At 43.0% G+C, this 13623-nt stretch carries 14 protein-coding genes; 12 read left to right on the top strand and 2 right to left on the bottom strand.

Annotated elements, in window-relative coordinates; translation table 11 throughout:
- Nucleotides 1-19 precede the first annotated feature (19 nt).
- The 5 genes from AHMF7605_RS14265 (at nucleotide 20) to AHMF7605_RS14245 (ending at nucleotide 7159) form a co-directional block, all read left to right on the top strand.
- Nucleotides 20-1552: an IS1182 family transposase gene (locus AHMF7605_RS14265; protein ID WP_106925799.1), complete on the top strand. Its 1533-nt coding sequence runs from the start codon at nucleotides 20-22 to the stop codon at nucleotides 1550-1552.
- A gap of 305 nt (nucleotides 1553-1857) precedes the next feature.
- Nucleotides 1858-2322: a (2Fe-2S)-binding protein gene (locus AHMF7605_RS14260; RefSeq protein ID WP_106930378.1), complete on the top strand. Its 465-nt coding sequence runs from the start codon at nucleotides 1858-1860 to the stop codon at nucleotides 2320-2322.
- Nucleotides 2323-2324: 2 nt separating this feature from the next.
- Nucleotides 2325-4466 carry a xanthine dehydrogenase family protein molybdopterin-binding subunit gene (locus AHMF7605_RS14255; protein WP_106930376.1) on the top strand — a complete coding sequence of 714 codons (2142 nt, stop codon included), beginning with the start codon at nucleotides 2325-2327 and terminating at the stop codon, nucleotides 4464-4466.
- Between the two features lie 390 nt (nucleotides 4467-4856).
- A complete protein-coding gene (locus AHMF7605_RS14250; RefSeq protein ID WP_106930374.1) occupies nucleotides 4857-5939 on the top strand; it encodes a spore photoproduct lyase family protein in 1083 nt (360 codons plus the stop codon).
- Nucleotides 5940-6127: 188 nt separating this feature from the next.
- Nucleotides 6128-7159 (top strand): spore photoproduct lyase family protein, encoded by a 1032-nt coding sequence (locus AHMF7605_RS14245; RefSeq protein ID WP_106930372.1) that lies wholly within the window; start codon nucleotides 6128-6130, stop codon nucleotides 7157-7159.
- A gap of 71 nt (nucleotides 7160-7230) precedes the next feature.
- On the opposite strand, the gene AHMF7605_RS14240 is transcribed toward AHMF7605_RS14245, so the two are convergent.
- Nucleotides 7231-7608 (bottom strand): hypothetical protein, encoded by a 378-nt coding sequence (locus tag AHMF7605_RS14240; RefSeq protein ID WP_106930369.1) that lies wholly within the window; start codon nucleotides 7606-7608, stop codon nucleotides 7231-7233.
- A gap of 142 nt (nucleotides 7609-7750) precedes the next feature.
- On the bottom strand, nucleotides 7751-8068 hold the full coding sequence (locus tag AHMF7605_RS14235; protein ID WP_106930367.1) for a hypothetical protein: 318 nt from the start codon (nucleotides 8066-8068) through the stop codon (nucleotides 7751-7753).
- A gap of 364 nt (nucleotides 8069-8432) precedes the next feature.
- On the opposite strand from AHMF7605_RS14235, the gene ureA reads away from it, so the two are divergent.
- Genes ureA through AHMF7605_RS14200 form a run of 7 tightly spaced genes read left to right on the top strand, consistent with a single transcriptional unit; the run spans nucleotide 8433 to nucleotide 13618 of the window.
- Complete coding sequence (gene ureA, locus AHMF7605_RS30530; protein ID WP_106930365.1) at nucleotides 8433-8735, top strand: urease subunit gamma; 303 nt, start codon at nucleotides 8433-8435, stop codon at nucleotides 8733-8735.
- A gap of 15 nt (nucleotides 8736-8750) precedes the next feature.
- The gene (locus tag AHMF7605_RS30525) at nucleotides 8751-9125 is read left to right on the top strand and encodes an urease subunit beta (RefSeq protein ID WP_106930363.1); all 375 of its coding nucleotides are present in this window, start codon (nucleotides 8751-8753) and stop codon (nucleotides 9123-9125) included.
- Nucleotides 9122-10843, top strand: coding sequence for an urease subunit alpha (ureC, locus tag AHMF7605_RS14220; RefSeq protein ID WP_106930361.1), 1722 nt, complete (start codon nucleotides 9122-9124; stop codon nucleotides 10841-10843). Before AHMF7605_RS30525 ends, ureC begins: the two co-directional genes overlap by 4 nt.
- 54 nt (nucleotides 10844-10897) lie before the next feature.
- Nucleotides 10898-11413, top strand: a complete 516-nt coding sequence (gene ureE, locus AHMF7605_RS14215) for an urease accessory protein UreE (RefSeq protein WP_106930359.1) — start codon at nucleotides 10898-10900, stop codon at nucleotides 11411-11413.
- 7 nt (nucleotides 11414-11420) lie between these two features.
- Nucleotides 11421-12113: an urease accessory protein UreF gene (locus AHMF7605_RS14210; RefSeq protein ID WP_233219098.1), complete on the top strand. Its 693-nt coding sequence runs from the start codon at nucleotides 11421-11423 to the stop codon at nucleotides 12111-12113.
- Between the two features lie 60 nt (nucleotides 12114-12173).
- On the top strand, nucleotides 12174-12812 hold the full coding sequence (gene ureG, locus AHMF7605_RS14205; protein ID WP_106930358.1) for an urease accessory protein UreG: 639 nt from the start codon (nucleotides 12174-12176) through the stop codon (nucleotides 12810-12812).
- The gene (locus AHMF7605_RS14200) at nucleotides 12809-13618 is read left to right on the top strand and encodes an urease accessory protein UreD (protein ID WP_106930356.1); all 810 of its coding nucleotides are present in this window, start codon (nucleotides 12809-12811) and stop codon (nucleotides 13616-13618) included. Before ureG ends, AHMF7605_RS14200 begins: the two co-directional genes overlap by 4 nt.
- Nucleotides 13619-13623 lie beyond the last annotated feature (5 nt).

Raw genomic sequence — 13623 nt, 5'->3', positions numbered from 1 at the left:
AGGACTATTTTTTAAGGTTATGCAAGGCAGAAAGGTTTTGGAAGATGAAAAGGCGTTGCTTTTTTCGCTCTCGGCACATGTACCAGAACACAACTTCTATCGCCGCTTGAAACAGCAGTTGAATTTGGATTTTCTCTACGAGCTTACCCAACCTTACTACGGACGATGTGGTCAGCAGTCGATCGATCCGGTAGTCTTCTTTAAGCTCTGCTTGGTGGGTTACCTGGAGAATATTGTTTCCGACCGCCAACTGATCGAGCACTGTAGCCTCCGACTAGATCTGCTTTACTTTTTAGACTACCAAATAGATGAGCCCTTGCCCTGGCACTCCACGGTTTCTCGTACTCGGCAGCTTTACCCGGAGAAGTTGTTTGAGCTACTGTTTGATAGAGTCTTTCGCTTATGTGTCGAGAAAGGCATGGTAGCCGGTCATCGGCAGGCGATTGACTCCGCCCCCATTAAGGCCAATGCTTCGATGGATAGCCTGCTTTTAAAACAATCACCCGAGTCGGTGAAAAAGCACTTAACGAAGGTTATCCTCGAGAATGAAGCGGTAGTAAAGAAGTCCAACCAGAATAAAGAGGGAAAGCCAGAACAGTTCCTCTCGGCTCCGGAGTACCAGTTAAGAAAACTGGAAAAGCACCAAGATCAGCTGAAAGCATCTCCCAAAGGCTTAGGCGGTAAGCACGAGAAGGCCCGCCTGGTCAGCAATAAAACGCACTACAGTTCCACCGATCCGGATGCCCGCATATCGGTCAAACCGGGCAAAGCCAGACAACTTAACTATTATTGCAGCCTGGCGGTGGATACAGCCAAAGGCGTTATCAGCCATGTTCAAGCGGATTTGGCTGATGGGCGGGACAGCCAATATTTGCCGGCTATCACGCTGAGATTGCAGCGACGGCTACTAGATAATGAACTACGTCTAAAGGAACTGCTAGCGGATGGTGGCTATTCTAACGGTAGCAACTACGCCTTTTTAGAGCAAAGAAAGATAACGGGCTGGATACCCGTATTTGGCCAGTACAAGTCCGAGATAGAAGGTTTTCCTTATGACCAACAAGCTGACTATTTCACCTGTCCGACCGGGAAGATACTCGCCTTTAAGACCTATGACACCAATGCGGAGGGAGGTTTGCTAAAAATCTACCGGGCTACCTACCAGGACTGTAAACATTGCCCGCTCAAATCTTCTTGCGTTCCCAAAAGCCAATGCCGCCAAATCACCCGTACTGCATACGATTCGGAATATCGACGAGCATTAGAAAGACAGCAAAGTAGAAAAGGTAAACGGATGAAGCGAGTTCGACAAAGCACGGTAGAGCCGGTCTTCGGCAGCTTAATTCATTACTATGGTCTCCGGAAAATAGGAGTGCGGGGTAAAGCCGGGGCTCACAAGGTGATGCTGCTGGCCACCACTGCTTTTAACTTGAAGAAATATCTGAAGTTTAAACCGGTGAAAGCGGTCAGCCAAGCTTTGGCACTTCAAAAGAATCAAGAATCTGCTTTTAGCAGCTATTCTTTTGCTTTTACTAAGCTGTTTTTCCACTAAGAGAGCACTATTAGGAGCAGCATTGAGTTCAGATAGGGAAATAGGACGCGGCTCAAAAGGGAGTTGTGCAACAGCCACGACCGCTTTTTGTCTAAGTAAAAGTGGTGGTTTTTAACTTTTCAACGTACAAGGCAATATTCTCCGGTTCTTTATAACTAATGTTAAACACGCCTTTTCTATCCCTTAACTAAAAGGAAATTAGCTTTAAAATTTAATTGGCTAGTTATTGTGAATTATACAACATAATTTCTGGTAAATTTTTAATTGTTTTGTAAATTAGCCTGCAAACTAATCTTCTTAAACCAATGGCCCAGTTCAAATTACAAATAAATGGCCGGAGCTATCAGGCCGATGTAGAGCCCGATACCCCACTTTTGTGGGTACTACGTGACCACCTGGGGTTGGTCGGCACTAAATATGGTTGTGGTATTGCCCAATGCGGCGCCTGTACCGTACACGTTAACGGCGAAGCTACCCGATCTTGCGTTTATCCGGTATCCGCCGTGGGTAAATCAAAAGTTGTTACCATCGAAGGCTTATCTGCTAAAGGGGATCATCCGGTACAAGCCGCCTGGAACGAAGTAGATGTATCGCAGTGTGGCTATTGCCAGGCCGGTCAGATAATGACGGCTGCAGCCTTGCTGAAGAAAAACCCGAAACCTACAACCGCCGAAATTGATGCCACCATGACCGGCAATATTTGCCGTTGTGGAACCTATCACCGGATTCGCGAAGCCGTGCAATTAGCCGCTAACAAAACCACGAAATAGCTATGTCAACGCAAGTACAAACGAGCCGGCGAAACTTCTTGAAATTAACCGCTGCGGCCGGCGGCGGACTCTTTCTGGGCTTTAACTGGCTCAGCTCCGAAGCGGCTACTACTTCGGTAGTTGGCCAAGCAGCTTTGGCTGCCGGAGATATTGATTTTAACAGCTACCTTAAAATTTCTACGGATGGCCTGATTACTATTTTTTCTCCTAATCCGGAGTTAGGCCAGAATATTAAAACTTCGTTCCCGATGATTGTGGCCGAAGAGCTGGATGCCGACTGGACTAAGGTGAAAGTAGAGCAGGCCATGTTAGATAAAAAATTCGAGCGCCAATTAACCGGTGGTAGTGGGGCAGTGCCGCATTCCTGGCAAAGATTGCGAAAAGCGGGCGCTACTGCGCGCCAAATGCTACTAGAAGCAGCGGCTAAGCGCTGGAACGTACCAGTATCTGAATTAAGCACCGAAAAAGGAGTAGTTTGGCATAAGTCAAGTAACCGGAAACTAACTTATGGTGAACTGGCTACTGAAGCTGCTCAAATACCCGTACCAACCGAGGTAAAATTAAAAGACCGGAAAGATTTTAAACTGATCGGGAAAGCAATAAAAAATGTGGAGCATCCGGCAATTGTAACCGGTAAACCACTTTTTGGCTTGGATTTTTACCGCGAAGGAATGTTGTTTGCCATGGTGCAACGGCCAGCTTTCGGGATGAAAATTAAATCTGTAGACTCAGCGGCCGCTAAAGCCACGCCGGGTATTGTAGATGTAGTTACTTTTAAAAATAACGTAGCGGTAGTAGGAAAATCTACTTGGCAGGTTAAAAAAGCGCGGGAAGCTCTAAAAATAGAGTACGAAAAAGAGGGTAACATCGAAAGTACCCAAGACCACGATCGTATTTTCCAGGAATTATTGAATAGTACCGAAGCTACGGTACGCCGGAAAGATGGCGATGTAGATACTGCTTTTAAAAATGCGGCTAAAGTAATTAAAAGCGAGTATCAGTGTCCGTTCTTATCGCACAGTCCGATGGAACCGATGAACTTTTTTGCGCACGTTCGGCCCGATGGCGTAGAGTTAGTAGGACCAACGCAAACGCCGGATTTGGCCCGTAACGAAACGGCTAAATTGCTGAATATCCCACCGGAAAAGGTAACCGTACAAATTACCCGCTTAGGTGGTGGTTTTGGTCGCCGTTTAAAAGCTGACTATGCTTTAGAAGCCGCCGAAGTATCGAGTATAATTAAAGCTCCGGTAAAAGTAATCTGGACCCGGGAAGATGATATGACGGGTGGTTCTTACCGTCCGGCCGTTCGGTATCGCTTTGAGGCGGCTTTGGATGCGCAAGGAAATTTAATTGGTTATAAATTGCGGGGCGCTGGTATTAATGCCGGTAATTCTACCCGCGAACATAACTTCCCTTCCGGAGCGGTTGATAATTTACTAATTGATTCGGTAGAGCATCAATCCCCGATTACCACTGGTCCGTGGCGGGCTCCCATTACCAACTTTTTAGCGTTTGCCGAACAATCGTTTATGGATGAAGTAGCTCTGGCGGCTGGTAAAGACCCGGTTCAATTTCGCCTCGATTTATTAGATAAGGCGAAGAAAACGCCGGTAGGTGAAATAAAATACGACATCGACCGGATGAAGGGAGTAATTCAGTTAGCGGCGGAAAAAGCGCAATGGGGTAAGAAGAAAGGTGTTTTTCAAGGCTTTAGCGTTTACTTCTCGCATGCTTCTTACGTAGCTCAAGTGGGCGAAGTAGTGGTACAGAAAGGAAAACCAGTTTTGAAAAAGATTTATGCGGCTGGTGATTGCGGTATAGTAGTTAACCTGAGTGGCGCCCGTCAGCAAATGATGGGTGGTATTGTAGATGGTATCGGTCACGCGATGTACGGCAAATTAACTTTTAAAGATGGACTACCGACGCAGAAGAACTTTGATACCTACCGGTTGATTAAGTTAAAAGAAGTTCCGGAAATTGAAGTTCATTTTGTGGATAACGGCATTGATCCTACTGGTTTGGGTGAACCGGCCTTGCCTCCAACCGGTGGCGCCGTGGCCAATGCTCTTTTTAAAGCTACGGGTAAGCGTTTGCGTAATCAACCTTTCGTGGATCAGCAAGAATTAAAAGATATTATCTAATTTTTAAATTTATAAATCTGAAAAGCCCGGGAGTATACTTTCCGGGCTTTCTGCTTTTTATCCATCTTCTTTCTTTTCTTTTTAATAACAGTCTTATTTTTCTCTCAGAAAATTTTTTAATCCATTTTCGAACTTCCTTCCACATTTCATCAGGTCCAGAATTTCACAAAATATCGGGTCAAATAAGTTGAAAGGGCTTTTTAAAGGAGATATTTTTAATAGAAAATTAATTTGTAAGTTCTTGATTTACAAAAGGTAATTCTTTGGTGTTTACTGGTTAAAGCTGAATTATATAGCGTATAAAGGTGTTTAAATAATAACAGATCGTAAAGCAGGTTAAACTGCTAAAACCTTTTGTTTAAATCGAATTTAGGTACTAAAACTTAGTAGATGATAGCCACCCAGGAAATAGTAGAATTTAAACCCATTGTTCGTAAAACCAAATTATGGATGCCCAAACAGGTGTTATTTACTCCCGCCGCTTTGCAGGAGCCATGGGGGCAGCAGATTTACGAGCGGGTGAAGGATTTAGGCTTACCCATAGAAGAATTAAAACAAAACCGTTTACTTGGATTACGCGGAGCTGATGAGCGCGAAACCTACCGGAAAGCAAAAAGTACCTTAGCTGTGGTAACTGCTCCGGCCAGCGCCTTGAAGTTACAGCCCATTCCGCCTTCGGCCGATTACCAGTTTCATTTGGCCGAAGGTTGTCCGGCACATTGCCAGTATTGTTATTTGGCTGGTAGCCTGCAAGGACCACCCGTTATCCGGGCATTTGCCAATTTACCGGCTATTCTGGAAAATTTAAAAAATTACCAGAAACCAAATCAGGTTACTACTTTCGAAGCAAGTTGTTATACCGATCCATTGGGTATTGAGCACGTTACGGGCAGCCTTTCCGAAACTATTCGCTTTTTTGGGGAGCAGGAAAATATGCACCTGCGTTGGGTTACCAAGTTTGACCAGGTAGATAGCTTGCTGCAATTGCCTCACAATGGTCATACGCATCCACGGCTAAGTTTAAATACCGAGTTGGTAGCTTCACGGATGGAAGGCGGTACGGCTTCTATGGAAGCTCGTTTAGCTGCTATCCGGAAATTAGCTTTGCCTCGTAGCGCAGGTGGCGGTGGTTACAAAGTAGGTATTGTTTTAGCGCCCATTATGCCATTGCCGGATTGGGAAGAGCAATACACCCATTTACTCGATCGTTTAGAGCAAACTTTAAATTTTCCTTCCGAGATTACTTTTGAATTAATTACGCACCGGTTTACCCCCGGTTCTAAGGCATTGCTACAGGAATGGTACCCCAATACTTCCATCGACTTCGACGAAAGCAACCGTTCGCTTAAGTTTAATAAGTTTGGTGGTAAAAAGTACGTGTACAATACCGTTACCATGAACATGCTGCGCAGCTTCTTTCAAGCGGAATTAAAACGCCGCTTCCCGGATGCTCCTATCTTATACTGGACCTAATAGGCAGAGGCAGGTTAAAACCTGCCTTTTTTATTTTCTATTCAAGGTAAACTCCTGATTTTACCTGCTAAACACTTGATTTGGAACTTAAAAAAATCTATAAAAATTATGTATAATGAATTGATAATCAAATAGTTTAATATGTGTCGGGTTGAACCTTGCCAGTCATTAACCTGTTATACATACGTATGCAAACATTTCAGCCATCTACCATCTTTTACACGCCCGATGCGCTCAATGAGCGTGGTCAGAAGGCGCTTCTCTCGCATCCTGCTGCTAGTCAGCAGGAGATTCAGCAGCACAACCGTTTACCAGCTCTGGAGAGTAATCATTTTCAGGTGAAGTCGGAGGTACTGGTATTAGGCCGTTTAAAAACTTTGGTTTGCAAGGAAAGTGGCCGCAGTTCTGATTTTATTTCACCGAGCTTGGCTAATGGTTGCATGGGGGCGTGTGCTTATTGCTACGTAGACCGCAACAAACCCGTAAACCCCATTACCTTATTCACCAACACCGAAGAAATTCTGGCTGCCGTAGACAAGCATGTGCAAAAGCAAGTTTGGCCGAAAGTGCCTAACCAAACGCATAACCTGTATTACACCTACGATATTGGCTGTAATTCTGATATTTCGGTAGATGCTGCTATTTCGGATAACGTGAAGGTTGCCGTTGATTTTTACCGGCAGCACCCGAAAGCTTTTGCGACATTTGCCACTAAGTTTGTGAACCCGGAATTACTTACTTACGATCCGCAGCAGAAAGTACGCATTCGGTTTAGCTTGTTACCCCACAAAGTAAGTAAGTTAGTAGACGTGCGCACCGATTCGGTAGAGAAGCGGATTAACGCCATTAATGATTTTTACCAAGCTGGTTACGAAGTACACGTTAACTTTTCGCCGGTTATTGTGTACGAGGGCTGGCAGGAAGATTACCGAGAGTTATTTGAGCAATTAAATCAAGTAGTTCATCCGACAGTGAAAGCACAAATGAGCTGCGAGGTTATATTTCTCACGCATAATTTTTGGCAGCACCAGGCTAACTTAGCTATTAACCCCAAAGCCGAAACCTTAATTTGGACACCGGAAAATCAAGAAACCAAACGCAGCCAGTTTGGCGGTATTAACGTGCGGTATCAGCATCAGTTAAAAGCAGCGCTAATTGCCGAGTTTAAGCAATTACAGCAGGAAATTATTCCTTGGTGCCCTATTCGTTATATTTTTTAGCTAATCTCTATACAAACAAAAGCAGCCGGTACTATTACCGGCTGCTTTTGTTTTAAGTCTATTTTTTCAAATTAAACCCGGCTGTAATCCGAATCAGATTCTTCAGGTTTCGTCTCCGTACTACCAAAGGGCTGGTCATTCGCCCGGATGCCATTAGTATGGCCATCCATTTCGTCGTAGCTGCCTTCAAACTCGAAACCAGGTCCTTGGGCAAATGCTTCTTTGTTATCCGGATCGTTGGCGCCGTAACCAGTGGTTTCATTGCCGCCAATGTGTAAATTCTTTAAAGAGTCTTTTTGATCGTTGCGTTCGGTTTCACCGTTCGGACCCACGTTCCGGTAAGCGCTCGGATCGGGTTGGTTTCCGTTGGCTTGGTCTTGGTGATAGTCTGAATTAACACTTTTAGGTTTATTCGGAGTGGTTTGTTTATCTTCTTCTGCTAGTGCCATCTTAATTAATGCTTAGTGAATTTAACTGTACGCACCAATAAGAAGCGAGGTTATTTTCTGGCTTAAAAATGTGTGATGTAAATGATTTAAATGGTGTAGAGTAAGTGGCGCATACTAAAAGCTATTTTTTACAAGTGAGTAACTAGCTAAAACGGTAGCTTACCTGTTCTAACTGCTGTTTAATAAAGCTAAACTTTTCCGGATTTTTAACTTCGTGATCCCGATTGCCTTCTAATACCGCTTTTATATATCTTATTTCTTCTTTAGCATTTCTGTCTTTTTCGTATTCCTTAGAAGGGGTCAGGGTAGTAAAAATCCGGTCTTCAAATTTTTTAATTAAAATCTGTAATTTTTGGGTAACTATATCTAGCATCTGGTCTTTAGAATCGGCATCTTTCAGCTTTTCGATTACTTTAATAGTCATTTCTTCCATCTGATTTTCGATTAACTGTAATTTCATGTATTAAATCTGTTTGGTAAGGTTATATTTATCTAAATAAAATAAGAGAATAAGTGAAACTCGGTCAACCACCATCAGGGCACTTAAGTGCTATGAGTTTGTAGAATAAAATATTTAATTAGCCTCAGTGTTATATCTTATATGTTTATTAGTGGTATTAGGTTGCAAAAATAAGGTGGTTTTTTATAAAATGTATCATTTTTAACAATTTACCTTTAAGAAATAGGCGTATATTATAAAAATTAATGTTTTTATTTTTTAGATGGGTAGAAATTAAGGTGGTTTGTTTAATTTGTTTATTTAATGTTGATTTGAATGTTATTCAGTTTACCTGATTTTTAAATTATTTTACGTCTACTATTTTATGCATTTAACTCCTCGTGAAACCGAAAAATTATTATTGTTTTTAGCAGGTGAATTAGCTGAAAAACGGAAAGCTCGCGGATTAAAATTAAATTATCCGGAAGCCATTGCGCTGATTAGCAGTCGCGTACAGGAAGCGGCGCGCGATGGCCGAACGGTGGCTGATCTTATGCAATATGGGGCTACTATCTTGGGACGCGAGGAAGTAATGGAAGGCATTCCGGAAATGATTGAAGAAATACAGGTAGAAGCTACTTTCCCGGATGGCACGAAACTAGTAACGGTGCACCATCCTATTCGCTAATAAAAAGTAAAAATTATGATTCCAGGAGAGTATTTTATTCCAAAAGGGGAGATTGAAGCGAACGTTAACCGCCGGACTGAAACGTTGGTAGTAGTAAATACCGGCGATCGGCCGGTGCAAATTGGTTCGCATTTTCATTTTTTTGAAGTAAATCCTTTGATGGCCTTTGACCGGGAGAAAGCTTTTGGAATGCGCTTAAATATTCCGGCAGGTACGGCGGTGCGCTTCGAGCCCGGCGAAGAAAAAGAAGTAACCTTAGTAGAGTTGACAGGTAACCAACAGGCTTTTGGCATGAATAATTTAGTAAATGGCTCTATTGCTAGTTTAGAAATAAAGCAACAAAGCTTGACTAAGGCGGAACAAGGTAAATTTACAACTAAAGGATTATGAGCCTGAAGATTAATAAAATTAAGTACGCCAACATGTATGGCCCAACTACCGGCGATAAAGTACGGCTTGGTGATACGGAGATTATAATTGAGATAGAAAAAGATTACGCCGTTTACGGCGAGGAAAATAAGTTTGGGGGCGGAAAAACTATCCGCGACGGCATGGCGCAATCCAGTACGGCTACCCGCGCCGAAGGAGTGCTCGACATGGTGATTACCAGCGTTATTATTCTGGACCACTGGGGGATTGTAAAAGCTGACTTAGGTATAAAAGACGGTAAAATTGCGGGTATTGGTAAAGCGGGAAATCCGGATATTATGGACGGGGTTCACCCAGATATGGTTATTGGAGCTTCTACCGAAGTACATGGTGGCGCCGGATTGATTCTGACTGCTGGCGGCATTGATTCGCACATTCATTTTATTTGTCCGCAGCAAATAGAACATGCCTTATACAGCGGCGTAACCACCATGATTGGCGGAGGCACCGGGCCGGCCGATGGCACCAGTGCCACAACTGTAACTCCCGGTAAATGGTTCATTCAAAAAATGCTCGAAGCCGCCGAAGATTTTCCCATGAATTTAGGCTTTCTGGGAAAAGGCAATTGCGCCACCGAAGCTCCTTTAGAAGAACAAATTGAAGCCGGGGCTTTAGGTTTAAAAATTCACGAAGATTGGGGCGCCACCCCAGCGGTGATTGATGCGTCGTTAAAAGTAGCCGATAAATACGATGTGCAAGTTGCCATTCATACGGATACGCTGAACGAATCGGGTTTTCTGGAACATACTTTACAAGCCATTAACGGAAGAGTAATTCATACGTACCACACCGAAGGCGCGGGTGGCGGCCATGCTCCTGATATTATTCGGGCCGCATCTTTTCCGAACATTTTGCCTTCTTCTACTAATCCCACCAGGCCATATACTGTTAATACTATCGATGAGCACCTGGATATGCTCATGGTTTGCCATCACTTAGATAAAAATGTGCCCGAAGATGTTGCCTTTGCTGATTCCCGTATCCGGCCCGAAACCATTGCTGCTGAAGATATTTTGCATGATTTAGGTGTTTTTAGCATGATGAGTTCGGACTCGCAGGCCATGGGGCGGGTAGGGGAGGTAGTTACTCGTACCTGGCAAACTGCCGATAAAATGAAAAAACAGCGTGGCTTTTTACCCGAAGATGAATCAAAAGAAAACGATAATTTCCGGGCCCAGCGGTACGTGGCTAAATACACCATTAACCCGGCTATTACGCATGGCATTTCCTCATACGTTGGGTCAGTAGAAATTGGTAAAATGGCCGATTTGGTTTTGTGGAAACCCGCTTTGTTCGGAGCTAAACCCGAAATGATTATTAAAGGCGGAATGATTATCGCCAGCAAAATGGGCGACCCAAATGCCTCAATTCCCACCCCACAACCGGTTATATACCGCAAAATGTTCGGCGCACACGGCAAAGCGCTTTTTAAAACCTGCGCGACTTTTGTTTCCCAAATTGCCTTAGATAAAGGTATTGTAGCCGAATACGGTTTACAGAAAATGGTGCTGGCGGTGAGTAATTGCCGGAACATTAGTAAAAAAGATCTAATCCATAATGACCAAACTCCTAACATTGAAGTAAATCCGGAAAACTACGAAGTACGGGTAAACGGCGAAAAAATTACCTGCGAACCTTTAAAAGAAGTAGCCTTGGCTCAACGGTATTTTCTTTTTTAAATTTTGCTGAATGAGAGCAGGATTTTTAAAACCTAGTACCGATTTTTAATTCTTATGCTGATAAAAGAAACACTGGGAAATACGGCGGAAACTCCATTGGCTGGTAAACAACCCGAGTACTTGTACCTGGAATGGTTTGAAATTACCAAACGAATCTTGCGCAAAGAAACAGAAGCTGGTCGGGAAGTAGCCGTAAAGTTGTGGCAAGAAGGGCAGCGATTACAAGACGGCGATATTTTGTGGCAAGATTCGGATACAGCCATAGTAGTTTCTATTTTACCTTGTGAGGCAATTGTGGTAACTCCCATGAATTTGCTGCAAATGGGCACCATTTGTTACGAAATCGGTAATAAGCACTTGCCCTTGTTTATTCAAGATAACCAAGTATTAGTGCCTTACGAAGCGCCCTTGTTTCGTTTATTAGCAACTACCGGTTACGAACCGCAAATTCAGAAACGTAAACTTTTAAATATGCTCAAAGCCAACGTACAACCACACGCGCACACTTCAGAATCCACGAGCAGCCAAACTTTGTTTACTAAGATTCTGAACCTGACGATTAAATCTTAAAAATAACGTGACGGAAGTAAGCAATTTGCTCGCTTTATTGCAACTAGCCGACCCCATGCTGCCTATTGGTGGTTATAGTCATTCGTATGGGCTGGAGACCTACGTCCAGTTGGAGTTGGTACGGGATGCGAAAACAGCTACCGAGTTTGTCCAGAATATGCTTATGCAAAATATATTTTACAACGATGCTGCTTTTGTGCATTTAGCTTATCTAGCTGCAGTTGCCAATAATTTTACCGAGCTTCTTTCTTTAGATGACGAATGTACTGCAATAAAAGGTCCCCGGGAAATCCGGCAGGCTAGTCAGAAATTAGGTATCCGGCTACTCAAAATATTTCAACGATTAACCTATTGTGAAATGGCTACGGCCTACGAAGAGGCAATTGCTCAAAACCGGGCGCTTGGACATTATAGTCTGATGTTTGGTTTATACGCCAAAGCTTTATCCATAACTCTTCCGGAGGCTTTAACGGCATTTTATTATAATGCGGCCGCTGGTTTAGTTACTAATTGCGTTAAGCTTATTCCGTTGGGACAAATGGAAGGTCAGGAGATACTTTTTGGTTTGCACAACATAATTAAAAATTTAGTAGCGCAGAATTTGGTTTTAGACCGTTCCTTAGTTGGCGTGTGCACGGTAGGTTTTGATATCCGGAGTATGCAGCACGAAAGACTTTACTCCCGGCTCTACATGTCTTAAAAATTTTTAAGTTTTAGGTTGTAAATGGAGTATTATCAAAGTAGAAAATAGAAGAATAATATGAAGGAACGCAAATATGTAAAAATAGGAGTGGCTGGTCCGGTAGGGTCAGGTAAGACAGCTTTGATTGAACGTTTGTCGCGTCAGTTTGCTGGAACGTACAGTGTGGGTGTCATTACCAATGATATTTATACAAAAGAAGATGCTGAATTTTTAACCAAAAATAGCCTGTTACCAGCAGAAAGAATTATTGGAGTAGAAACCGGTGGTTGCCCGCACACCGCAATTCGCGAAGATGCCAGCATGAACCTGGAAGCGGTAGATGAATTAGCCAGCCGATTTCCGGATTTAGACCTTATCTTTATTGAAAGCGGCGGGGACAACTTATCAGCAACGTTTAGTCCGGAGTTAGCTGATGTTACCATTTTCGTGATTGACGTAGCCGAAGGAGATAAAATTCCGCGCAAAGGTGGGCCAGGTATCACTCGTTCAGATTTGTTACTCATTAATAAAATAGATTTAGCGCCTTATGTAGGAGCCAGCTTGGAAGTAATGGAACGGGATGCCTCGCGTATGCGGCCTGGACTGCCTTTTATTTTTACCAACCTGATGAATTTATATGGTCTGGACAAAGTTATCGCTTGGATAAAAAAATACGCATTGCTTGAGGATTTGGCTCCTACAACTAAGGCGGAATGATTAGTGAACTGAAAATTACTGTTGCGCAACGCCTCAGGAAAAGTTATTTGCAGCAAGCTTATTGTACACAGCCTTTTAAATTGGCTCCGGTAGGAGAAGATAAAAAAGACCCAACTCTTTATTTAATGATTCGGAGTTCCTCGCCTGGTGTTTTAGATGGAGATAATTACCAACTGGAAATTAATCTTAACGAAAATTGTTGGCTTCATTTGCAAACCCAATCCTATCAACGGTTGTTTCGGATGGAAAAAGGGGCTACTCAAACAATGGTAATAAACTTGGCCGCTGATAGTTTTTTACATTTCATTCCGCATCCTATAGTTCCCCATGAAAATTCAGTTTTCCGAAGTTTAAACCGAATTTATATGGCTGAAGGAGCTAGTCTTATTTGGGGCGAAATAATCACCTGCGGTCGAAAATTATCCGGTGAAATATTTAAGTTCACTTTTTTACATAATCTTACCGAAGTTTACCGGAATGGCCGAATTATCTTTAAAGACCAATTGCTTCTTACTCCGGCTAAAAATCCTTTGCAAACGCTTGGGCAATGGGAACAATTCACGCATCAAGGTACCCTCATCTACCTGCCAAAATCCGCACTAGAATCATCCTTAATAGATAGTATTCACGATTACTTAGCTGATAAAATTAATTTAACAGGAGGAGTGTCGCAAATAGCTGCACATGGTTTACTGATAAGATTACTAGGAACAAGCGGCGAACAGCTTTTTCAGGGACTACAAGAAATAAGTTCTTTACTGCAAACACCAGTGATTAGCAAGGCGGAACCCGTGAATTTTTATTAAATTCT

Origin of the sequence: Adhaeribacter arboris, from assembly GCF_003023845.1 — a bacterium.
Taxonomy (GTDB): Bacteria; Bacteroidota; Bacteroidia; order Cytophagales; family Hymenobacteraceae; genus Adhaeribacter; species Adhaeribacter arboris.
The sequence above is the reverse complement of the archived record's forward strand: the minus strand, read 5'-3'. Positions and strand labels throughout refer to the sequence as shown.

What these genes read in the sequence shown, in the direction of transcription:
- AHMF7605_RS14265 (WP_106925799.1), top strand. Translation starts at nt 20, where the DNA reads ATGCAAGGCAGAAAGGTTTTGGAAGATGAAAAGGCGTTGCTTTTTTCG.
- AHMF7605_RS14260 (WP_106930378.1), top strand. Translation starts at nt 1,858, where the DNA reads ATGGCCCAGTTCAAATTACAAATAAATGGCCGGAGCTATCAGGCCGAT.
- AHMF7605_RS14255 (WP_106930376.1), top strand. Translation starts at nt 2,325, where the DNA reads ATGTCAACGCAAGTACAAACGAGCCGGCGAAACTTCTTGAAATTAACC.
- AHMF7605_RS14250 (WP_106930374.1), top strand. Translation starts at nt 4,857, where the DNA reads ATGATAGCCACCCAGGAAATAGTAGAATTTAAACCCATTGTTCGTAAA.
- AHMF7605_RS14245 (WP_106930372.1), top strand. Translation starts at nt 6,128, where the DNA reads ATGCAAACATTTCAGCCATCTACCATCTTTTACACGCCCGATGCGCTC.
- AHMF7605_RS14240 (WP_106930369.1), bottom strand. Translation starts at nt 7,608, where the DNA reads ATGGCACTAGCAGAAGAAGATAAACAAACCACTCCGAATAAACCTAAA.
- AHMF7605_RS14235 (WP_106930367.1), bottom strand. Translation starts at nt 8,068, where the DNA reads ATGAAATTACAGTTAATCGAAAATCAGATGGAAGAAATGACTATTAAA.
- ureA (WP_106930365.1), top strand. Translation starts at nt 8,433, where the DNA reads ATGCATTTAACTCCTCGTGAAACCGAAAAATTATTATTGTTTTTAGCA.
- AHMF7605_RS30525 (WP_106930363.1), top strand. Translation starts at nt 8,751, where the DNA reads ATGATTCCAGGAGAGTATTTTATTCCAAAAGGGGAGATTGAAGCGAAC.
- ureC (WP_106930361.1), top strand. Translation starts at nt 9,122, where the DNA reads ATGAGCCTGAAGATTAATAAAATTAAGTACGCCAACATGTATGGCCCA.
- ureE (WP_106930359.1), top strand. Translation starts at nt 10,898, where the DNA reads ATGCTGATAAAAGAAACACTGGGAAATACGGCGGAAACTCCATTGGCT.
- ureG (WP_106930358.1), top strand. Translation starts at nt 12,174, where the DNA reads ATGAAGGAACGCAAATATGTAAAAATAGGAGTGGCTGGTCCGGTAGGG.
- AHMF7605_RS14200 (WP_106930356.1), top strand. Translation starts at nt 12,809, where the DNA reads ATGATTAGTGAACTGAAAATTACTGTTGCGCAACGCCTCAGGAAAAGT.